The sequence below is a fragment of the Photobacterium sp. DNB22_13_2 genome, assembly GCF_052873915.1.
On the sequence record NZ_JBNNXU010000007.1, the window covers coordinates 159,869 to 179,792 of the forward strand.

At 43.8% G+C, this 19,924-nt stretch carries 18 protein-coding genes; 9 read left to right on the forward strand and 9 right to left on the reverse strand.

Features of this window, described 5'->3' with window-relative positions; translation table 11 throughout:
• Nucleotides 1–23: 23 nt before the first annotated feature.
• The 5 genes from ACVA58_RS12845 to ovoA form a co-directional block, all read right to left on the reverse strand.
• On the reverse strand, nt 24–1,124 hold the full coding sequence (locus ACVA58_RS12845; protein WP_446510830.1) for a hypothetical protein: 1,101 nt from the start codon (nt 1,122–1,124) through the stop codon (nt 24–26).
• 74 nt (nt 1,125–1,198) lie between these two features.
• Nucleotides 1,199–1,645, reverse strand: coding sequence for an META domain-containing protein (locus ACVA58_RS12850; protein ID WP_446510831.1), 447 nt, complete (start codon nt 1,643–1,645; stop codon nt 1,199–1,201).
• A 104-nt stretch (nt 1,646–1,749) separates the two neighbouring features.
• The gene (locus ACVA58_RS12855; RefSeq protein WP_446510832.1) at nt 1,750–1,977 is read right to left on the reverse strand and encodes a hypothetical protein; all 228 of its coding nucleotides are present in this window, start codon (nt 1,975–1,977) and stop codon (nt 1,750–1,752) included.
• Nucleotides 1,978–2,214: 237 nt separating this feature from the next.
• A complete protein-coding gene (locus ACVA58_RS12860) occupies nt 2,215–2,520 on the reverse strand; it encodes a DUF1289 domain-containing protein (RefSeq protein WP_446510833.1) in 306 nt (101 codons plus the stop codon).
• Nucleotides 2,521–2,610: 90 nt separating this feature from the next.
• The gene (ovoA, locus tag ACVA58_RS12865; protein ID WP_446510834.1) at nt 2,611–4,737 is read right to left on the reverse strand and encodes a 5-histidylcysteine sulfoxide synthase; all 2,127 of its coding nucleotides are present in this window, start codon (nt 4,735–4,737) and stop codon (nt 2,611–2,613) included.
• Between the two features lie 187 nt (nt 4,738–4,924).
• Here ovoA and ACVA58_RS12870 point away from each other — a divergent pair, with 187 nt between their 5' ends.
• Nucleotides 4,925–5,476, forward strand: coding sequence for a hypothetical protein (locus ACVA58_RS12870; protein ID WP_446510835.1), 552 nt, complete (start codon nt 4,925–4,927; stop codon nt 5,474–5,476).
• A 68-nt stretch (nt 5,477–5,544) separates the two neighbouring features.
• On the opposite strand, the gene ACVA58_RS12875 is transcribed toward ACVA58_RS12870, so the two are convergent.
• Entirely contained in the window at nt 5,545–5,853 is a 309-nt protein-coding gene (locus ACVA58_RS12875; protein WP_446510836.1) for a hypothetical protein, read from the reverse strand.
• A 605-nt stretch (nt 5,854–6,458) separates the two neighbouring features.
• Between ACVA58_RS12875 and ACVA58_RS12880 the strand changes: the two genes are divergently transcribed.
• Nucleotides 6,459–6,950, forward strand: coding sequence for a GNAT family N-acetyltransferase (locus ACVA58_RS12880; RefSeq protein WP_446510837.1), 492 nt, complete (start codon nt 6,459–6,461; stop codon nt 6,948–6,950).
• 22 nt (nt 6,951–6,972) lie between these two features.
• Here ACVA58_RS12880 and ACVA58_RS12885 read toward each other — a convergent pair whose 3' ends face one another.
• Both ACVA58_RS12885 and ACVA58_RS12890 read right to left on the reverse strand, forming a co-directional pair.
• On the reverse strand, nt 6,973–7,521 hold the full coding sequence (locus ACVA58_RS12885) for a GNAT family N-acetyltransferase (protein ID WP_446510838.1): 549 nt from the start codon (nt 7,519–7,521) through the stop codon (nt 6,973–6,975).
• 123 nt (nt 7,522–7,644) lie between these two features.
• A complete protein-coding gene (locus tag ACVA58_RS12890) occupies nt 7,645–8,109 on the reverse strand; it encodes an SRPBCC family protein (protein ID WP_446510839.1) in 465 nt (154 codons plus the stop codon).
• Between the two features lie 1,245 nt (nt 8,110–9,354).
• Here ACVA58_RS12890 and ACVA58_RS12895 point away from each other — a divergent pair.
• The 4 genes from ACVA58_RS12895 (at nt 9,355) to ACVA58_RS12910 (ending at nt 13,658) form a co-directional block, all read left to right on the forward strand.
• Nucleotides 9,355–10,395: an amino acid ABC transporter substrate-binding protein gene (locus ACVA58_RS12895; protein WP_446510840.1), complete on the forward strand. Its 1,041-nt coding sequence runs from the start codon at nt 9,355–9,357 to the stop codon at nt 10,393–10,395.
• Between the two features lie 102 nt (nt 10,396–10,497).
• The gene (locus tag ACVA58_RS12900) at nt 10,498–11,772 is read left to right on the forward strand and encodes an amino acid ABC transporter permease (protein ID WP_446510841.1); all 1,275 of its coding nucleotides are present in this window, start codon (nt 10,498–10,500) and stop codon (nt 11,770–11,772) included.
• A 1-nt stretch (nt 11,773) separates the two neighbouring features.
• Nucleotides 11,774–12,871 carry an amino acid ABC transporter permease gene (locus ACVA58_RS12905; protein WP_446510842.1) on the forward strand — a complete coding sequence of 366 codons (1,098 nt, stop codon included), beginning with the start codon at nt 11,774–11,776 and terminating at the stop codon, nt 12,869–12,871.
• Nucleotides 12,872–12,890: 19 nt separating this feature from the next.
• On the forward strand, nt 12,891–13,658 hold the full coding sequence (locus ACVA58_RS12910; RefSeq protein WP_446510843.1) for an amino acid ABC transporter ATP-binding protein: 768 nt from the start codon (nt 12,891–12,893) through the stop codon (nt 13,656–13,658).
• Between the two features lie 102 nt (nt 13,659–13,760).
• On the opposite strand, the gene ACVA58_RS12915 is transcribed toward ACVA58_RS12910, so the two are convergent.
• A complete protein-coding gene (locus tag ACVA58_RS12915) occupies nt 13,761–14,378 on the reverse strand; it encodes a hypothetical protein (RefSeq protein WP_446510844.1) in 618 nt (205 codons plus the stop codon).
• Nucleotides 14,379–14,829: 451 nt separating this feature from the next.
• Here ACVA58_RS12915 and ACVA58_RS12920 point away from each other — a divergent pair, with 451 nt between their 5' ends.
• The 3 genes from ACVA58_RS12920 (at nt 14,830) to ACVA58_RS12930 (ending at nt 19,131) form a co-directional block, all read left to right on the forward strand.
• A complete protein-coding gene (locus tag ACVA58_RS12920; protein WP_446510845.1) occupies nt 14,830–15,456 on the forward strand; it encodes an NAD(P)H-dependent oxidoreductase in 627 nt (208 codons plus the stop codon).
• Nucleotides 15,453–17,387, forward strand: coding sequence for a monovalent cation:proton antiporter-2 (CPA2) family protein (locus ACVA58_RS12925; RefSeq protein WP_446510846.1), 1,935 nt, complete (start codon nt 15,453–15,455; stop codon nt 17,385–17,387). Before ACVA58_RS12920 ends, ACVA58_RS12925 begins: the two co-directional genes overlap by 4 nt.
• 535 nt (nt 17,388–17,922) lie before the next feature.
• Nucleotides 17,923–19,131 carry a NupC/NupG family nucleoside CNT transporter gene (locus ACVA58_RS12930; RefSeq protein ID WP_446510847.1) on the forward strand — a complete coding sequence of 403 codons (1,209 nt, stop codon included), beginning with the start codon at nt 17,923–17,925 and terminating at the stop codon, nt 19,129–19,131.
• The last annotated feature ends 793 nt before the right edge of the window (nt 19,132–19,924 follow it).

Consider the following 19,924-nt stretch of genomic DNA (forward strand, 5'->3'; position numbering starts at 1 on the left):
TATATCTATTTTGCTTCTACTCTCTACTCTTCGTTTTCTTTAATATGGCTTAATTGCCATAACTTTTCCGCTTTGGTGCCAATCAGCCAGAAACTCAGCGCCAGTATGGCGAAGAAAACAGTTTTATGCATAGCATCCCAGAAATACTCAAAGTAACGGGTGTAGAGGTTGATCAGCAAGAAGGTGATACCAAAGCTACGGGTTAACTTATCGGCATGTTTGATACCGTGGTAAAGTAAACCTATGCACACTAAGCCTGACAGCACAGCCCAAGGCAAAAAGGTGACTTGCGAAACCTTCGACCAGGTCGATGCACTGGTGTGGTTACCCACCAAGGAAACCAACCATAACGCGAACATTAGGTAAAACAGTCCAATGAACTTCGTAGGGTCTTGTAGATAGGCAAATTTATTACTAGGAGATAGTGTTTCCCCTTGGGCTCCTGCCGAGTCAACCATTGTAGATTGCTTATGCCCGAACCACCAGGCGGTAGCGAGTACAAGTAAGCCGATCACGACGAGTCGCCATGCCATATTTAGGCCCAAGAAGTAACCAGATGTCTCGGCAAAATAGCTTGATTGTTCCAATCCCCAGCCGGCAAAGCTTAGCAGAGCGAAAATCCAAACCAGCATGCTGGATAAGCGGAACCCGATCGCACCGTATATCAGTGTCAGAATCAGCAAATAGATTGCGTCATGGACGTCGCTGAACCATGCGGTTTCTCTCAGGAACCCAACGGATACCGCTGTCCATAGTACGCCAAAGAAATACATCGCTTCATTGCTGAAGTACTTTTCTGGATAGCGACGCCGGCGCTTAATGCCGAAGGTGAATGATGCGGCGGCTAAAATAGCGCTGATGACGGACAGAACACTCGCTGGTGTATCAATCAATGTTGCCAATAAAGCCATCAGATAGTCATCGGCCAGTAGTATGCCGATGGAGATAACGAAACAGGTAATAGCAATCCAAAATGAATAGACAGCCAGTAACTTCCAGTCAAATCCTACGACTTCGTAACTGTTTCGCAGTGATTTGGCAGTATCAGCATTGATCTGCTCATCTTTCTCCCACTGTGCTATCGCCTCATTGAGGGTTTTGGCTTGTCGCTTATTAATTTTCATAACTAGACATAATTCGATTCATACAAAACAACGCGCAGCCATATGGCTGCGCGAAAAGGGAGAAAAGCTAGGGGCTATTGGGGATCTTCGCTCGCCACTTCTTCAGGTGTAAAGGTTAAAATATGTTGCTCTGATGTCAGGGTCAGAGTATCGTTTTCTAACGCTGCGTTATTCCACTCTTGAAGAGACTGGGTCATGATAGCTTCGACCGTTGCCTGGTCATCTTGAATGCAGGCCATTTTAGTAGAGCCCATGCCGGTAAGGCGAATTCGGTTACTGTCTGCCAGCTCAATTTGACCAAAGAACCGGTTACATCCACCAAACCCTGAGACCTTCAGATCAGCATCAACAGCCATACCCGGTACGGTGCGGGGTTCTGTAATGGTAATCTCTTTACCGTCAACTTTAGTCAGTACCCAGCTTTGTTGTAGGTTCTTGGCCGAAAAACCTTGCTCTGAATTTGTATCACAACCAGTCAAAGCAAATAACAAGGGTACCAAGATAAATAGCCACTTTTTCATATACATTACCTCAAAGGTTTGCCGTGTTAAGGGCTTAAATCAACGATATCGTTAAAGAGTTGTTTTGAATTATAGTAGCACTACCAAACAGTTATCTCGAAGTATCAATAGTGACCCCGGCCAAAAAAGTTGACTTCGCCTTGTTGGTCATGGAATCCCCCCTCTTTTACCACGTCAAATTGTTGTAGTGCTCGCTGTGCGTCACAATAACTGCCATGTTGGGCAAAAGCTTCGCGGCTAGTGTCTATGGCTCTTTCTGCCATTCTGCGTACTTCGGGAGCGGCTTGGCTATCACCGAACAGTACTTGTTGCTTTCCGAGTAAGGCTTCCATGTTTCTTAAGCATATTCGCTCATTGTCGGGCAGTACGTTGTTCGCGAATGTAAGCGGTGACAATGAAACACAAATTACAATAACTAATACTCTTAAAACAGTCATCTTAGTGAGCCAGATTTCGATTAGGTGAATTATAATACACCGTTCAATAAAATCAACCTAACAGGTAAGTCTATGTTTTTAAACATAGCTGTTAGCTTGGGTGCATGTCAGTGTTGGAAATGCCTGAGGGGATTAGCGAAGCGGAAGCTTTTCTAGACAGTGTCGGCATAAACAAGTCCCAGGTGTTAGCTCTGACGTATCACGTTTTGTTAGCTCGAAGCACCAACAGGTCTCTTTTCCTGCACTGATTTCGCAATATGCCGGCTTGCCGCACTGGCTACAGATGTGTGTGGATTGCTGTCCTTGGATTTCTTCTATCTTTTGTTCTTGCTCTGAATCACTCATGGTACGCCACGCCGTTAGCTCAGACATCGTTCGGTGGCACCCACTACAGATACCTTCATTGTTTTTACATTTTGCTACACAAGGGGTTTTCACTGCTGATACTACTTCGTTGTTTGCTTGATGCGCACAACATAACATATACCCCAACTACCTCAAGAGGCAGTTGAGGCATGAAAGGGGCGTTTAATGGCCTTCCTCTCGTTTACGCCAAATCGTCATCTCTGAGATTGAGTGCTGGAACTTACGTTTAGTTTCCCTGATCACAAACGGAATTTCCTTTATAGCGATAAGTTCGAAATGGGGAATAAGGGTTTCGGTTAAGCCATCGAGGGTGGTGAAGTTCTCCCCGTTGACTTTGAGCCCGCCAATCCAGTGTGCTTTGTCTGTATATTCTTCCAACCAGGTATAGGGTGAGGCAATAACGAGGTAACCGCCATGATTAAGACGCTCATGAATAGTGCTGAGGAATTGCTTGGGGTTGCCTAAACGGTCGATCAGGTTCGACGCGTAGATCAAGTCATAGTGGGCGAATTGTGGTTTGAGGTTACAGGCATCACCCTGCACAAAATGAATGTTATTGGCGACATTTTGGTACCCCATCTCTTTTAAGGTGACACATTTGAACTCAACTAAATTCCCTTCAGTTTTAATGGTATATCGTTTTTCCCCCTGTTCGGTGAGTGAGTAGGCTTGTTGAATAAAACGTGCCGAGAAATCGATGCCATCAACATGGTCAAATGTTTTTGCAAGTTCAAAAGAAGCCCGTCCTACAGAGCAGCCAATATCGAGAGCCCGGTGATGTTGAGTGAGTTGGATTTCCTGTAAGCAGGCCCGAACGCCATGGGTAGAGAAATTCGGTACTGAAAAATACTCAGCGCCGTAATGAAACTCAAGATACTGGGAGATCAATTCGTCAGTTTCATAGATATTTAAACTCGCCATTGTTTCAGGATCCTGCTTGGACTCTACGTACCTGAACCCCGCATGCTGGTAGAAATGACGCCGAAAGGCATATCGTGAGGCTTTGATCGATTCATTTCCAGTGGAGATCCAAGACCCCCCTTTTATGAGGTTATGCTTGCCATCAAATGTAGGGGTAGAGAAGTCATCGTATAAAGGGTGAACCTTGAAGCCCTGGAAGCCGTCGATACTGGTTTCTGTCCATTGCCAGACGTTGCCAATGATGTCGCAAAACCCTTCGTGTTCAAAACGGTCAACTGGGCAGGAAGAGGCATAATAGCCTAATTCAATATTGCCAGGTGCTTCGTCCCAGTGCGGTGAATCCGTTTCAATATTTTGTCGAAGAAGAAACCACTCAGCTTCGGTCAACAGACGGATAGGGCTCTGGGCCTGTTCAGCTTTCCAGTTGCAAAATGCTTTGGCTTCAAGTTGGTTAACCTCCACTGGCCAGTTCAGGGGGAGTGGTATTTCTTCTGATAGGTTTCGTTGGTACCACTGCCCGTCTCTTTCGCGCCAAAAGCGGGGCATTATCGCTTGGGTATAGGTTAACCATGCTTTACCTTCATCATCCCAGTAACGATGATGGCGGTAACCGTCGGCTTTGACAAAGGAGAGAAACTCTTGATTCGAAACAAGATATTTCGATGCCTTGAAGTCAGCGACTTGGAACGTTTGGCTTCCATATTCGTTATCCCAACCGTAGGTCGCTTCTTCTCCATCCTTACCCAGGGATATTTGACTGCCAGCCACACTCAGTAAGTAGTTTTCTGGTGCACTCTTGGTATCACGACAAGCTGGCCAGAGGGGAGAAGGGGTAACATCTTGAAGTGGTAATTGGCGAATGATGACAGATGAAGTTTCAAGGTGGATTCGCTCGTGCTCAATTCCCATCAGTATGATCCAAGCGGGATCTTCCTCTTTGATAGGGAGAGTTAAAGGGAGTTCGTCAATCACTTGATTGACAAGAGTCTTCACATTGTCACGATAATATTTGACATCGGCTACGCTAGGCCACTGATAGTGGGTGTCATCAAGATCATCCCATGACATCTCATCAACACCAATGGCAAACATCGACTCAAAACTTGGGTTGATCCGTTGCTCGATGTATTTACCTAATTTGAGCTTATTGATGTAAAAGGTGGCGGTATGGCCAAAATAAAATACCAATGGATGACGAAGAGGTTCGGCTTTGACAAAATAAGCCTTGTCGTTATTGATCATACTAAAAAGAGACTCATAAAGCTCCCAAGTGTGATTAAAAGCGAGTTTAATTTCTTGGCGTTTTTGTTCGATGTCAGAGCCAGTCAGTGGGACTGTACGGGTTGCAGACATTGGAATCTTATCCATTGAATCGCATTCCTTTTCAGTTATTTTTAAAACAGCTTAAAATTAAAGATAGTCAAAGAAACTGTCAGACATTAACTTAATATAAGTTAATGTCTTAGTAAGAATACTTAGTGTTATTTTACCGACATAAAAGTCCAAATTTTTTGCCATAATTATGAGTATATTTGCCGCCAGTATGGATGGTTAGATGGGACAGGTTTTTTCTAAAAAATGGCAGGTACCGACTTGGACACTGGTCGCTATCGGTTTAATACTCAATATTGTTTCGGCTTTGCTAACCAATTTTTATATTGATGACTTAACACGGCAGTCGAGTGATATTGTTCAGCGCCAGCAGGGTAATGAAAAGCTAATCCAATTGATTTGGCAGCAAGTGGAAACCGTCGAGCGCAAGCGAGAGCATACCCTTGTGATCCTGAATATAGCTGAAATGATGCAATCTCCATTAGCACGCGAGGTAGCGGTGCAAATTGAGCACGATATTGCATATTGGCTTCCTGATATACCAGTTGAGCTGTCCATTGAGAATATCCCTAAATTGATGGCAGCTCTTAATGATGTACAAGCCGACCAGCGAGAAAAAATCAATGATTTATACTTGGCTAACCAAGAGCTAATTAATAAAAATGCTGAGAAAATGAAAGCTATCTCTCGACTGAGGAACTTGGCGTTGTTTCTTCAAGTCCTTGGGCTTGCATTTGTGTTAGCAAGAGATCTTAACCGTAAGGATTACCGATAGTTTTGTGTGGGAGTTCACAAAAGTAAAAGCCCTCCTAGGAGGGCTTTTGCATAATAGGCTTGATTCAACTATTTGTTAGTAGAGTGGAAAGCAAAGCGAGAAGATTGTTTGCCACCCTCAGTAGTTGCTTTGTATTTAATAGAGCGAGAGTTCTCCAATGTTAGTGGAATGAAAACTCGTCCATTTGCGTCAGTTTTGTAGCTCTGACGTTGTTGAGGAACGTTGGCAACAGAAACGGACGCGTTAGCAGCTGGCTGACCATTATCAGTTACAGTTATCCATGCACCGTTGTGGGTATCTGCTACACGGATATCAGCAAAGGCTGAAGAAGACATTACAATCACAGCGGTTGCAGTTAATACTTTCAAGCTAGACATAATCTTCACCTCGTTATCTATGGCTTCGGCCATATTGTTGTTTGTGTACTTATGCGTATTACTAAGTTCACGTTCAACCTATAAGACCTGCCTTTAAATCGTATCTTTCACAAAATTATTATTTTTTTTCTTATTGATTAAAAATCAGTGCGTTAATTACTCAACTTTTTTTACCATGAGCATTAAATGTAGCTCGTCGCAAAAGTTAATTTGTGTTGCTTGTGCGAATTACCCCATTTACCTCAATATCAGTATAGCTATTGGATTTCACTCAGAGGGACAAATTTTATGCTGTTTAAGCCTATAGCTATGTCATGTAAGGAAAAACAGAAAAAATAGCCGCTATTTTTGTAACCTCATCTTGTTGACGTTTCTTTTATACAGATTGAAAAATGAAAAGGATCAGTTTATTAATTCAATTATAAAATAAACTTTAAACATCTGAAATTTATAAATAAACGCAAGTAGGGGAGCGACCAACAGAGAGAAGGTTAGATCTTTAGCTTGTAGATTATGATAATTGTTTTGTTCTTAATGATGATAAGTGATTGTTTTAAATTCACTTATATGATTTTATAATATTAAGATAAGCAAGGATAAAGCAAATGACAATTACAATAAGGCATGTTGAGAAGGAGGATATCCCTGCAATTCGGGATATATACGCTGGGCGAAATGCTTATAGCGGCACATTACAGTTGCCTCACCCGTCATTGGAGATGTGGCAGCAACGGTTGGAAAACTTACCTTCAAATGTATACAGCCTCCTTGCTGAAATCGATGGAAAAGTTGCTGGGCAGGCAGGTTTTACTATTGAGCAAAACCCCCGACGCCGGCATGTAGGAGGGTTTGGTATGGCTGTACATGATGATTACCAAGGGAGAGGGGTTGGTACTCAACTACTTACAGAATTGATCGACCTAGCTGAGAACTGGGTTGGGGTGACCCGATTAGAGCTAACTGTCTATACCGATAATGCACCAGCCATAGCGCTTTATGAGAAGCTTGGCTTTGTTATCGAAGGGACATCGAGGAACTATGCCTTGCGTAATGGTGAATATGTTGATGTGTACCAAATGGCAAGGCTGAGGAAGTAATCGGACGTAGAACTGCCAGTAGTTAACTGACAAGAAGCGCTTCTGGGCACTTCATTTCGTAGTACTCCATGTTTTCTGTGATCATGTTCACCCTGACTCCATTGTTTTTGGTCATGACATGTTTCATGCCAATTTTCTGCATTACCTTTCCGGAGTTGTTTTCTCGGCTGAAGTGCTGGCCATAAATGGTTTCTAGCTTTAATCGCTTGAAACCGAATTCAACGACACGCTCTGCAGCTTCGGTACAGTATCCTAATCCCCAGTAAGGTACACCAATCCAATAGCCAAGCTGTGCTTTACCATCTTCTATGTTGTGTAGGCCCACGCAACCGATGAGTTGTTGGGTTGATTTGAGAGTAATGGCATAGATGGCTGATTGTCCTTGGTGCCAACCGGCTAAGTGCCTACCGATCCATTGCCCAGCGACTCCATCGGAGTAAGGGTGGGGGATATTGATTGTACCATTGGCTATCTGCTCGTCACCCGCAAGTGCTTGAACCCGTGTTGAATCAGAGAGTTGAAGTGGGCGAAGTAGCAATCGCGGAGTGGTTAACAGTGGCTGATGTGGCATAGTATCCTCTTAGTTTGGTACTTTGATAGTCTTAGTTAAACCCTAAAAGACTATCTTGGATAGCGACCAGATCAAATTAGAGGATAAATATTAAGCAATTAGAACATTCATGTGATAATTCGGTTATTTAGAGGAAATACTGTTTTCAGGCTGCCAGTTATCTTCACCATAGCTCGCTAAACTGTCGAGTGCTCGCTTAATTTGCTTTTCAAACAGGTACTTCATTATCCAGCCTGTCCCTTTAACTTTGGGGGTGAACATGATGCGGTAATGGATCATGCTGTCATGGGCATTTAAGCTATTGAATTTTATCCACCCTCCGTGCTCATTGATTGGCACACCGTGTATGATTTTGTAGTGTAAATGTTCATTTTCCTTGTAATCAATAATTTGCTCTTGAAAGGTAAATAAGCCATTAGACACTTCTCTGATTGCTCCGATCCCATTACACTCAGGTTTGCCTTGTTTGATCAAACTATATTGGCCATCAAAAAAACGGCCGAGGTTATCGTGGTCGGTAAGCAATCTAAATAGAATTTTCTTTGGAACTTTTGCTTTTTTCTCTATTGTTACAGTGTGCATACCCATGACTACCACTCCACATGGACTATTATGCCAGTTTATTCGTTGTTGCAAAATTGTCAATTAGAGGTTTTTGTTTTGTTGCGGGTGTTTTCTTGTTATTGAACGGGATACAAATTTCTTGTTTCTGATAAATTTACAGTTTAGGCCTTACATTTACGACTTAGATTTAACTTAGTTAAATCAATGTTCTGGATTAGAATATCTAAGTGAAATGTATGTGAGGATGAAAAATAATGATGTTTATCACAAAAAAAATGCCAAATACTATTGCAAAAGATTTGGTACCCTCTTATATTGGAATCTGTTGATTGCAATACAGAGGCAGAACTCCATACAAGGCTCCTTAAACCATTATTTAAGGTCAAGTCACTCTCCTCTAGCTATATCACAGTTCTTTAAATTCTCGGTTAATCCAATGTTGACATGAACTTAGCCTTAAAAAAACAGGCTATTCAATTATTGGAGTTTAATGAGGATTGACGTTTTTCTTTTACTAAAGTGTCATAAGGATGTCACAGACTTTAGTCTAAAGTAAAACGGTTGGGATGAGTAAGAACGGTATTATTAAAGAGAAATATCAACCTTACTCGTTTAGGAAAATGAGAGGTGTATTATGTCAAATAGAAATCGCCGTCAGTGGTTTTACCACCAGGCACAAACAAATAACCTGAAATCAAAATCTAAGTAGTTCCGTTGCTGCGCAATCGCGCTAATTACTTGATTATAAATAGGTTATCATAGCAGTACAGCCAGAGGCACAAGTGATCCAGTGTTTCTGGCATATATCCCCTTCCCTACGAATTACTATTATCACGTAAATTTCTTTTTTATTTCCGCGCAAACGATTACCTTGCTTGTGAACTGCCATTCTCGATAAGTAAATAATCTTATTCTCTATCTATAATACCCGTGTCTTTATATTACAACGAGGTTTGTTGTACTCGTTGGTGAGTATTCGAATACTGTTTGCTTATTTTAAGTGCAAGCCACCACCCAAATAGAGGACCTATTTTGGGGAGAGCCTGCACCATGTTTGCTCATGCCCAAATGAGTCAGGGAAAGAATGATAGTGTGCCCTTCTAACTATCAATCAGTTAGTTATATCCGTCATATATGTCTGCATTGTTAGTGATTTCTTCTAACTAGGGGTGGTGCTACTTCTTTAGGGGTATGTTGGCATACCTGTTGCAATAGTGAGATTGCTAAATAAACAAAAGCTTATCTCGAATGGTAGACAGGATGTCCAATATGAAGAAAGTAATAAATGGTGTTTCTATTTCTTTATTAGCTTCAGCGCTAATGGTTTCGGGTAGTGTCACAGCAGCGTCAGATTCTGCTGGGGCAACGTTGAAAAAGGTGAAAGAAGCAGGAGTTTTAAAGTGTGGAGTGAGTACAGGTCTACCAGGCTTTTCTAGCACCGATGCGAAAGGTAACTGGGAAGGTATCGATGTTGAGTATTGTCGTGCGGTGGCTGCTGCAGTGTTACAAGATGCCAGTAAGGTGCAGTTTGTGCCACTGACGGCAAAAGAGCGTTTTACTGCGCTTCAGTCTGGTGAGATTGATATTCTCTCTCGAAATACAACATGGACGATGCAGCGTGATAGTGCCCTCGGCATCAATTTTGTTGGCGTGAATTACTATGATGGCCAAGGTTTTATGGTCAGTAAAGATCTAGGCATCGGTTCGGCAAAAGAACTCGATGGGGCCTCGGTGTGTATCCAATCAGGCACAACAACTGAATTGAACTTAGCAGACTACTTCCGAGTGCATGGTATGGAGTTCAAGCCAGTCGTGTTTGATACATCCGATCAAACTGTTAAAGGTTTTGAAGCAGGCCGTTGTGATGTGCTGACCTCAGATCAGTCTCAACTCTACTCATTACGTATCAAGCTAGCAGACCCAACGTCAGCCGTTGTACTACCTGAAGTGATTTCTAAAGAGCCATTAGGGCCTGTTGTCGCTCAAGGTGACGATCAGTGGTTCAACATCGCAAAGTGGACATTGAATGTAATGGTGAATGCTGAAGAGTACGGTATCGAACAAGCCAATGTCGAGAGCATGAAAAAGTCGACCGATCCTAACGTATTGCGCTTATTGGGTGTTGATGGGCCGAAAGGTCAAGGCTTGGGCTTAACAGATGATTGGTCGTATCAGGTGCTAAAGCAAGTCGGTAATTATAGTGATAGCTTTGAGCGCACAGTGGGTACAGGGTCACCATTGAAAATTGCTCGAGGTTTGAATGCATTATGGAATGATGGCGGCATCATGTATGCACCTCCAGTTCGATAGTTATTAAGTTGGCAGGAGAGAGGGGGACAGCTCAAGCTGGGAAGCTGGCCTCTTTTCATTTGTGATTGCACAGGGATTTAACTGAGTAGTAAAGGTGCGTTGATGTCTATAAGTGATTTAGAGTTGGATTCGCGGCTTGGTCCTGAGCCAAAGACAGCCCGTCATAGAGGTATTGCTGTTTCATCTGCAGATGAACCCTCGCAAGTTCCATTAACCTCTGGACTAAAGCGGCTGCTGTATAACCCGACAGCGAGAGCCATTTTTTTTCAGATATTGTTGTTAGTAGGTGTGGGTTTTTTGGGGTACGGCGCAATCAATAACGCGCTAGGAAATTTGGAGCAACGGGGAATTGCTACTGGGTTTGACTTTTTGGGGCAAACTGCGGGCTTTGGCATTGGGATGTCGTTGATTTCATATGATGAGACCCATACATATGGTGCAACTTTCGTGGTTGGTTTACTCAATACCGCTTTGGTTGCTGCGCTGGGGGTTGCCTTGGCTACGGTACTGGGTTTTTTTGTTGGGATCGCGCGCCTGTCGAAAAATTGGTTACTCAGCCGTGTTGCTGCTGTCTACATTGAAGTTTTTCGTAACATTCCTTTGTTATTGCAGATCTTATTTTGGTACACCGTTGTTTTGCAAGCATTGCCTTCACCGCGCAATAGTTTATCTTTCGTTGATTCTGTCTTTTTAAATGTTCGTGGTTTGTTCTTTCCCGCACTGGAGTTCTATTCTGGTGCTGTATGGGTTGGTATATCAGTGCTAGCGGGCTTGTTGGGTGTGGTGGCGATACACATAGTGAGTCATCGTAGACAGTATAATACGGGATACCCTCTTCCTGCATGGCGATTAAGTGCATTAGTCATGGTAGTGCTGCCTGTGCTGGCTTTTTTCTTGGCAGGCAAGCCAATCGGTATTGAGTATCCTGAGTTAAAAGGTTTTAACTTCCGAGGTGGCATCGATGTGATGCCTGAGCTGTTTGCCTTGTTGATTGCGCTAGCCATTTATACCGCGGCCTTTATCGCTGAAATTGTTCGCTCTGGGATCATGGCGGTGAACAAGGGGCAAACTGAAGCTGCGAGTGCATTGGGCTTACCATCAACAAAAGTACTCAAGTTGGTGGTGATCCCACAGGCAATGAGAGTCATCATTCCTCCCCTTACCAGCCAGTATTTGAATTTGGTGAAGAACTCTTCATTAGCAATGGCTATTGGTTATCCCGATCTCGTTTCGGTGTTTGCCGGGACAACGCTGAACCAAACCGGGCAGGCGATTGAGATCATCACGATGACCATGGCGGTTTACCTGACCTTTAGCTTGTTAACTTCACTGTTGATGAATATCTATAACCGTAAAATGGCATTGGTGGAGAGATAATATGAAAGTTTTTCATTTTTCGCCTTCTGAAGCACCGCCATCTAAGATGATCGGTTATTCGGCATGGCTTAGGGAGAATTTGTTCTCTTCAGCATTAAATACCCTTATCACCGGTGTTATCGTTGGTAGTGCATTTATCGCATTGGTGAGCATTATCCAATGGACACTTCTTGACGCCGATTGGATTGGGGCTACCCGTGAAGATTGCAGTCGAGATGGTGCATGCTGGGTATTTGTCCAAGCACGTTTTGAACAATTTATGTTTGGCTTTTATCCAGGCGATCAGAGCTGGCGAGCCGTGACCTTTATGTTGGGTCTGGTCGGTATTATTGCCGGTATGCTGCTTGGAGGTGCAAAGGTTAAAAAGTGGTTGCTGGTTTTTTCACTATCTGCTTTTCCAGTTTTGTCTGTGGTTTTGTTATACGGTGGCATAGCAGGTTTGCCAGTTGTTGAAACGCACCTGTGGGGCGGTTTACTGATCACTTTGGTGATAGCGTTGACAGGAATTGTGGTTTCTTTGCCGTTGGGAGTTGTTCTAGCGCTTGGCCGCCGATCACAGATGCCGATTGTACGCAGCTTAAGCACTGTTTATATCGAATTCTGGCGGGGTGTCCCTCTGATCACAGTGTTGTTCATGGCATCAGTTATGCTGCCCTTGTTTCTTTCTGGCGGAACTGAAATAGACAAATTGGTCAGGGCGTTAATTGGTGTGGTGTTGTTCAACGCCGCGTACATGGCAGAAGCGATTCGAGGTGGGCTGCAGTCTATTCCCAAAGGGCAATTCGAGGCGGCGGAAGCGCTTGGTCTTAGCTATTGGAAGTCAATGCGGCTGATCATATTGCCACAGGCTTTGAAAATCAGTATTCCTTCGATCGTAAATACCTTCATAGCCTTGCTGAAAGATACCAGCTTGGTATTGATTATCGGTATGTTCGATGTCCTCGGTATTGCCCAGTCAGCGAATAGCGATCCTGCGTGGCTTGGTTTTTCTACCGAGAGTTTCGTTTTTGCGGCTTTGGTATTCTGGATTATGTGTTTTGGTATGTCGCGTTACAGTATTTACCTGGAAGGTAAATTGAATACGGAACACAGGCATTAATATTGACAAGGAAGTGGCTATGTATACAAAAACAGTTTATCAATCGGTGCCAGAAGACTCGGTGATCCGTCTGCAAAAAGTGAACAAGTGGTACGGTGAATTTCATGTCCTCAAAGATATTGACTTGAATGTTAAGAAGGGCGAGAAAATAGTGATTTGTGGGCCATCAGGTTCGGGTAAGTCGACCATGATCCGTTGTATCAATCATCTCGAAATCCATCAGCGTGGCCAAATTATGGTGGCGGGAACAGAGCTCACCGATGACCTCAAAAATATTGAACTGGTTCGCCGGGAAGTCGGGATGTGCTTTCAGCACTTTAATTTATTTCCGCATTTAACGGTATTGGAAAACTGCACGATGGCACCGATATGGGTGAAGAAAATGCCTCAACAAGAGGCAGAAGCCCTCGCAATGGAATACCTAAAGCGCGTCAGGATCGCAGACCAAGCCCATAAATTTCCGGGGCAGTTATCGGGTGGGCAGCAACAGCGTGTTGCGATAGCCCGCTCTCTGACTATGCAACCGCAGGTGATGTTGTTCGATGAGCCTACATCGGCGCTGGATCCCGAAATGGTTAGGGAGGTCCTCGATGTCATGGTGGAATTGGCTTCAGAGGGTATGACTATGATTTGTGTGACCCATGAGATGGGGTTTGCTCGAGAGGTGGCAGATCGGGTCATCTTTATGGATGCGGGTGAGATCATTGAGCAGAATAATCCCGAAGCATTTTTCAGCGCTCCGCAGTTTGATCGAACCCAAGCGTTCTTGCAGCAAATTATTCATTAATCAAGCTATTCGTTACATGCAATACATGTGATAAACGGTAACTTCTGTTTCAACCTCCTTTGGCGTCCGACTGGGCGCCTTTTTTTGTTTTAGTTCGGAGCGCTACTGGAATATGATCCCTTCAATTTGAGCATACTCCGGGATACGGTTAATCGTAATACCACCAAGGTAAATATTCCCTTTTACAACAAGAAACTCAGACAGTTCGGTTATGCTTGAATTGGCGAGGTAAAGATCTCCGCCAATATAAAGGTGCGCAGGGAGCTTGGTCAGTGTTGTGCCCATCAGGCTGAGATCGCCATGTACCTGTAATCCTTCATTGATCGCGGCAATATTCGAGTGGGCAAGGTTAAGATAGCCACCAATACGGACCTGGGCGGGTAAGTATTCGATGCTGCTATATGCGAGATTCAGGTTGCCTTTAACCGTTAAGGCGTTGGGGAGCCGGCGTATTTGGCTTTTTTCGAGATTTAGGTTTCCTTCAACGACTAAAGGATCGGGTAACGCGATCTCGGAGGAGTTACGCAGTGAGATATTGCCGTAAGTGTCCGTATGGTTGAGTAACTGCTGGGGGATAAGGGTTGTCTTAGCCGTACCGTGGCTAAATGGAAGTAAGGCCAATAATAGCCATATTGCGGTGTGCCGTAATATACGTGCTCTTTTGTTCGATCCTATTCGAATTTTGGCTATTATTGCAGTACCTGACGATTTCCCTTTCATAACCAATGCCGTGTGGGCTTCCTTCTGAACTATTTTGGTGCGCCTTGCACACTTTGTAGTGACAATGTACCCCAATAAAAAAGGTGATTACTAGCCCCAATCGCTGTATCTCAAGCCCAATACACAGTGATGACGTATGTTTCAGTTAATCGGTACTTAATTTAATAGTTGGCATATCCATTGCTTTATTAACTATGCGTTTCGGGCAACAAGCAAGGTATCTATACCTCCCCTAGGACATATCGTCCTTTTCTGGATACTGCGCTTGGAAACGATGTAAGCAATTAGCACACAACTTCCTTTTGGGCGCTCTTCCAGGCGCCCTTTTTTTATTTGTCAGTCTACACTTAATGCAAAACAGGTACAGCATCTAGGTTATTGTCTTAACGTCATTTTTGGGGACACGGCTATACCGTTGCTTGTCGTTTTCATTCCCAGTGTGAGGAGCTTTATGTCAGGGGTTAAGAACAAAGTACTCATTCTTTTCGCTCATCCATCATCTAATCGTTCCGAAATTAATTGGCCATTGTTCCGATCCTCCCAAGGTATAGATGGCGTGACAGCCGTTGATCTTTACCATGAGTATCCAACCTTGCGTATCAATATTGATAGGGAGCAGCAGCGACTTAGAGATCATGACATTGTGGTGTTTATGTTCCCTATGTATTGGTACTCCACCCCAGCCATCTTGAAAGAGTGGCAGGACTTAGTGCTGGAATACGGTTTTGCCTATGGCGCGGATGGGACCGCATTGCAGGGTAAGAAATTTTTGTGTGCGCTCACCGCTGGTGGGCCAGCAAATGCTTACTGCGAAGATGGTTTCAACCACTACACCCTCCGCGAGTTACTGCACCCTCTGGAACAAACCGCGGTGTTAACAGGCATGCACTATATTGCACCCTATGCTTTGTTCGGAGCTCGGACGGCAGCAGAGGAAAAGCGGGTAGGGAAGCATATTGAAGGCTGGCAGCGATTGCTGCTGGCATTGCGGGATGACCGGATTGACTTTGAGCAGGCAGGTGAGGTAGCCAAGCTCAATGACCACCTCGATGTGCTGATTAGGGAGGGACAGGCATGACGATTTATTTTATTCAGGCATTCATCTATCTGTGTGCCGCTGTGGTTGCAGTACCCATAGCAAAAAGGCTGGGCCTCGGTTCGGTATTGGGCTACTTAATTGCCGGCGTGGTTATTGGCCCGGTTGTTGGCTTGGTCGGAGAAGAAACGTTGGCCATTCAGCACTTTGCAGAGTTCGGTGTTGTGATGATGCTGTTTCTCGTTGGGTTGGAATTAGAACCCAGAATGCTGTGGGATATGCGCCATCGCCTGATTGGTTTAGGAGGGCTCCAAGTGGGGCTGACCACCGTCATTGTCATGGCGATTGCGATGATGTTTGGACTGGGCTGGACTGTAGCATTGGCGATAGGGCTTATCTTTTCATTGTCATCAACGGCGATTGTTTTGCAGACCTTCAATGAAAAAGGGCTAGCCAAAACTGAAGGGGGAAGGAATGCCTTTTCTGTCTTGTTGTTCCAAGATATTGCGGTTATTCCGATGCTGGCATTGATCCCGTTGTTGGCATTGCCTGAGTTGGTAGAAAAAGCCCAGCAGCTGGCACAGCAAGCGGCAGAACATCACGAAGAGCTGAGTCTTGTTGCGGGATTACCGGGTTGGGGCTATGCGCTGGTGGTGATTGGTGCCATTTCTGCTGTTGTAGTGGGGGGGCACTTCCTTAGTCGTCCGTTATTTCGTTTTGTTGCAAGTGCGGGGCTGAGAGAGATCTTCACCGCTTCCGCGTTGATGCTTGTTATTGGTATTGCCGCCTTAATGAGTTTGGTTGGGTTGTCTCCTGCCTTAGGAACCTTCTTGGCAGGCGTTGTATTGGCAAACAGTGAATTTCGCCATGAGCTTGAGTCGAATATTGAGCCATTCAAGGGGTTATTGCTTGGCTTGTTCTTTATTACTGTTGGTGCTGGCATAGATTTTTCTGTCTTGATCAACAACCTTGGTATGGTGCTGGGCATTACCTTCGGGGTCATGTTGATTAAAGCGGCGGTACTGTTTTCTCTGGCGCTAATTTTCAAAGTAAAAGGAAGCGATCGCTACCTGTTGACATTGAGCTTGGCTCAGGCGGGTGAGTTTGGGTTTGTATTGTTGAGCTACTCAATGCAAAACAATGTACTGCCAGCGGGCATTACACAGATACTGTCTCTGGTTGTCGCCATCTCTATGTTTTTGACTCCGGGCTTGTTCATTTTTTTTGATAAGGCCGTATTGCCGAAATTTGAAGAGAAAAGTAACGAGCGAGAAACCGATGAAATTGATGAAACAGGGACGGTGATCATAGCGGGTATTGGTCGTTTTGGACAGATTATTAACCGTTTACTGGTGGCTAATGGGGTGAAGACCGTTGTACTCGATCATGAAGCTGGTCAGATTGATAATATGCGTAAAATAAACATTAAAAGTTACTATGGAGATGCGACCCGCCCTGATTTGCTGCATACCGCAGGAATCGAAGAAGCAAAGCTGATGGTCATTGCCATTGATGATCAAGAGCGCGCGGTAGAACTGACAGAGTATGTAAAGCATAGCTATCCGCATGTCCGTATTTTGGCACGGGCATATGATCGGGGCCATCACTATGCACTCCGCTTTGCCGGTGCTGATTTTATTATCAGCGAAACCTACCACTCGGCACTGACCATGGGGACCCAAGCCCTAAAAGATTTGGGAATCCATCCATTCCGGGCAGAGCAACTACGACAAACCTTTGTTGAGACGGAAGCCAAAAGTAAGGAAGTGCTCTACCAAGCTTGGAAGGATAATACCGAGGAAAGCAAATTCAATGCAACTTATCGTGATCTGTTTATACAGCTCGAAGAAGCACTCAGCAATGAGATGAAGTCTGACAGGCATGATAAGCACGCCTCATCAGAGCGTGGATGGACACCGCCACCAAAAGGCTACATTGATGTCATCGCGAAAAAGCAAAAAGAGCAAGATTAGCTGTTAGTGATTTATCAATCGTTGAAGTAATGTGCAGCCGAGTTAACTTAATACTTGGTTGCGCTTTTGCGCGTTTAACAGAATAAAATGCAGAAAGAAAGCGGTAGAAAGTTAGTAATCGTTTGCTTTTTTATATATGAAATTGACAGTTGGAAATGTTTTATTACACTTGCTCGTTCTTTGCTCAATCAAACACAGATCACGAAAAAAACACCCATTCGGGTTTTTAATGTGATCTATATCTCTATATACTCCGCTTCCGGCCAGAACCATAGAGTTCAGCCACCTTAGTTACAAGCTGTCACCATGGACATGTGAATGACCCACGGAGTTGGACCGGCATTACTTAGCTTGTTAATTAGGTGATTTGTATGTTTTACAAATGGACGGACAATTCCACATTTTCTGAGCAGTCTTGCTCAGGACCTTCCTGTTTAGCTTTCTCCCCGAAGGCGATGTCCCCATTGGTATTGCAGGCAGTAACACCTTCATTTTTCGACTTCCCAACACATAGTCAAAGCAACAGGACGAAATAATGCAGTTGTTAATTAGTTTAGCCGGTATTTTAGTACTGGTATTGTGCGCGTACGCGCTATCTGAAAACCGTAAAGCAATCAATTGGCGAACGGTTGGTGGGGCGTTGTTGTTACAGGCCTGCTTTGCCGCTTTGGTCTTGTATATTCCCGTTGGGCAAAAGATGCTGGGGGCAATGAGTGGTGGTGTTGCTAGCGTATTGGGTTTTGCCGATGAAGGGATAAAGTTCCTGTTTGGTGATCTAGCGACGACCGGTTTTATCTTTGCTGTTCGCGTCCTTCCTCTTGTTATCTTCATTAGTGCTCTTATCTCCCTTCTTTATTACCTTGGCGTGATGCAATGGATCATCAAAGTGATCGGTGGTGGTATTCAACGTGCGTTGGGTACAAGCCGTGCTGAATCTTTGGTTGCTACAGGTAATATCTTCCTATCACAAGGTGAATCTCCACTGTTGGTGAAACCATTCCTACCACAAATGACTCGTTCAGAGCTGTTCGCAGTAATGACAGGTGGTATGGCATCGGTTGCCGGTAGTGTGCTCGGCGGTTACGCTGGCTTGGGTGTGGATCTGAAATACCTAATTGCAGCAAGTTTTATGGCTGCGCCAGGTAGTTTGATGATGGCGAAACTACTGGTCCCAGAGCAGAGTGTTGCGGTTGAGCAAACCGATATTGAGATGGCGAAAAGCGATCACAGCAATGCGATTGATGCCCTAGCTGCAGGCGCGATGAACGGTATGAAAGTGGCTGTAGCTATCGGTACTATGCTGATTGCTTTTGTTAGTGTGATTGCGATGGCTAACGCGGGTCTAGAAACTGTGGGCTCTTGGGTAGGTTTCGAGAACCTGACCCTGCAAGGTATGCTGGGTTACCTATTCGCACCGCTAGCGTTCGTTATTGGTGTGCCTGCCTCTGAAATGCTTCAGGCTGGTGCGTTCATTGGTCAGAAAATGATCCTGAATGAGTTTGTTGCCTTCCTTGATTTCGTAAGCATCAAAGAGACATTGTCACAGAGCAGCCAAGTGATCATTACTTTTGCTCTGTGTGGTTTTGCCAACATAGGTTCAATCGCAATCCAAATAGGTTCTATCGGTGTGATGGCGCCAGAAAGGCGAGGCGATGTTGCTAACCTGGGTATTAAAGCAGTATTAGCTGCAACACTAGCCAACTTGATGAGTGCTGCTTTGGCAGGTATTTTCATCAGTCTTTAATGGCTAAATGACGACTTATCTCTATAAAAACCTCTTTCATTGAAAGAGGTTTTTTTTGGATAGAACTTAATCGTTACTCAAGTACTTCTGACGATAAGAGGCAGCCAGGCCGAACAGAGTGACCATCACACCAACAAAGATAAAGCCTAAGCCAAAAATAAATTTCTCATTAGCGAGGAGCTGGAAACAACAAAAAGCAAAGACAATATATGTCAAAGTCACATTAAATAAGTGAATAACTGGTTTTTTTTTCGACAAATGAGCATATGCCCTAATCATTTTACCCTCATTATTATGAATAATATAATCCATTCTTCAACAATGGTTATTATTGATGAACTTTATATTTCAGTGAAGTACCGTGATGCTAAACTGTGAATTAAACAACAATAATATCGTAGTCGGCATTAATACTTAAGATTGATTTTTCGTTGTTTAATTCCTGAGTTAGCATTCGTCAATCATCTGATGGGTGTGCTTTAAATTCATTTTAATCAATAGCTTATATGTGGTCTTTTGTCTTGATGTGTATCTTGGTTAAAATTTAATAAAAATTATCGTTAGCGTGGCCTTAAATATTCGGCAGTTTATTCAACTTACTGTCTTAATAAATTGGCACTAATGATAGGATTGTAACTAATTGTGGGTTTTTTAAAGTATATTTTATGAGTAATCGTTGTGAGGTATTTTTTGCTTCTGATTGGTGGCTATTTAAAGATATATTTGAATTTTAATTGTGATTGAGTGATAGTATAATTTTGCTATTTAAATTTTCGATTTTAGTGTGTCAATA

Bases quoted from the DNA above. Each gene is read 5' to 3' on its own strand.
- ACVA58_RS12855 (WP_446510832.1), bottom strand. From the start codon at position 1,977: ATGGAAGCCTTACTCGGAAAGCAACAAGTACTGTTCGGTGATAGCCAA.
- ACVA58_RS12925 (WP_446510846.1), top strand. From the start codon at position 15,453: ATGACGATTTATTTTATTCAGGCATTCATCTATCTGTGTGCCGCTGTG.
- ACVA58_RS12870 (WP_446510835.1), top strand. From the start codon at position 4,925: ATGGGACAGGTTTTTTCTAAAAAATGGCAGGTACCGACTTGGACACTG.
- ACVA58_RS12880 (WP_446510837.1), top strand. From the start codon at position 6,459: ATGACAATTACAATAAGGCATGTTGAGAAGGAGGATATCCCTGCAATT.
- ovoA (WP_446510834.1), bottom strand. From the start codon at position 4,737: ATGGATAAGATTCCAATGTCTGCAACCCGTACAGTCCCACTGACTGGC.
- ACVA58_RS12845 (WP_446510830.1), bottom strand. From the start codon at position 1,124: ATGAAAATTAATAAGCGACAAGCCAAAACCCTCAATGAGGCGATAGCA.
- ACVA58_RS12890 (WP_446510839.1), bottom strand. From the start codon at position 8,109: ATGGGTATGCACACTGTAACAATAGAGAAAAAAGCAAAAGTTCCAAAG.
- ACVA58_RS12850 (WP_446510831.1), bottom strand. From the start codon at position 1,645: ATGAAAAAGTGGCTATTTATCTTGGTACCCTTGTTATTTGCTTTGACT.
- ACVA58_RS12905 (WP_446510842.1), top strand. From the start codon at position 11,774: ATGAAAGTTTTTCATTTTTCGCCTTCTGAAGCACCGCCATCTAAGATG.
- ACVA58_RS12900 (WP_446510841.1), top strand. From the start codon at position 10,498: ATGTCTATAAGTGATTTAGAGTTGGATTCGCGGCTTGGTCCTGAGCCA.
- ACVA58_RS12885 (WP_446510838.1), bottom strand. From the start codon at position 7,521: ATGCCACATCAGCCACTGTTAACCACTCCGCGATTGCTACTTCGCCCA.
- ACVA58_RS12930 (WP_446510847.1), top strand. From the start codon at position 17,923: ATGCAGTTGTTAATTAGTTTAGCCGGTATTTTAGTACTGGTATTGTGC.
- ACVA58_RS12915 (WP_446510844.1), bottom strand. From the start codon at position 14,378: ATGAAAGGGAAATCGTCAGGTACTGCAATAATAGCCAAAATTCGAATA.
- ACVA58_RS12910 (WP_446510843.1), top strand. From the start codon at position 12,891: ATGTATACAAAAACAGTTTATCAATCGGTGCCAGAAGACTCGGTGATC.
- ACVA58_RS12875 (WP_446510836.1), bottom strand. From the start codon at position 5,853: ATGTCTAGCTTGAAAGTATTAACTGCAACCGCTGTGATTGTAATGTCT.
- ACVA58_RS12920 (WP_446510845.1), top strand. From the start codon at position 14,830: ATGTCAGGGGTTAAGAACAAAGTACTCATTCTTTTCGCTCATCCATCA.
- ACVA58_RS12895 (WP_446510840.1), top strand. From the start codon at position 9,355: ATGAAGAAAGTAATAAATGGTGTTTCTATTTCTTTATTAGCTTCAGCG.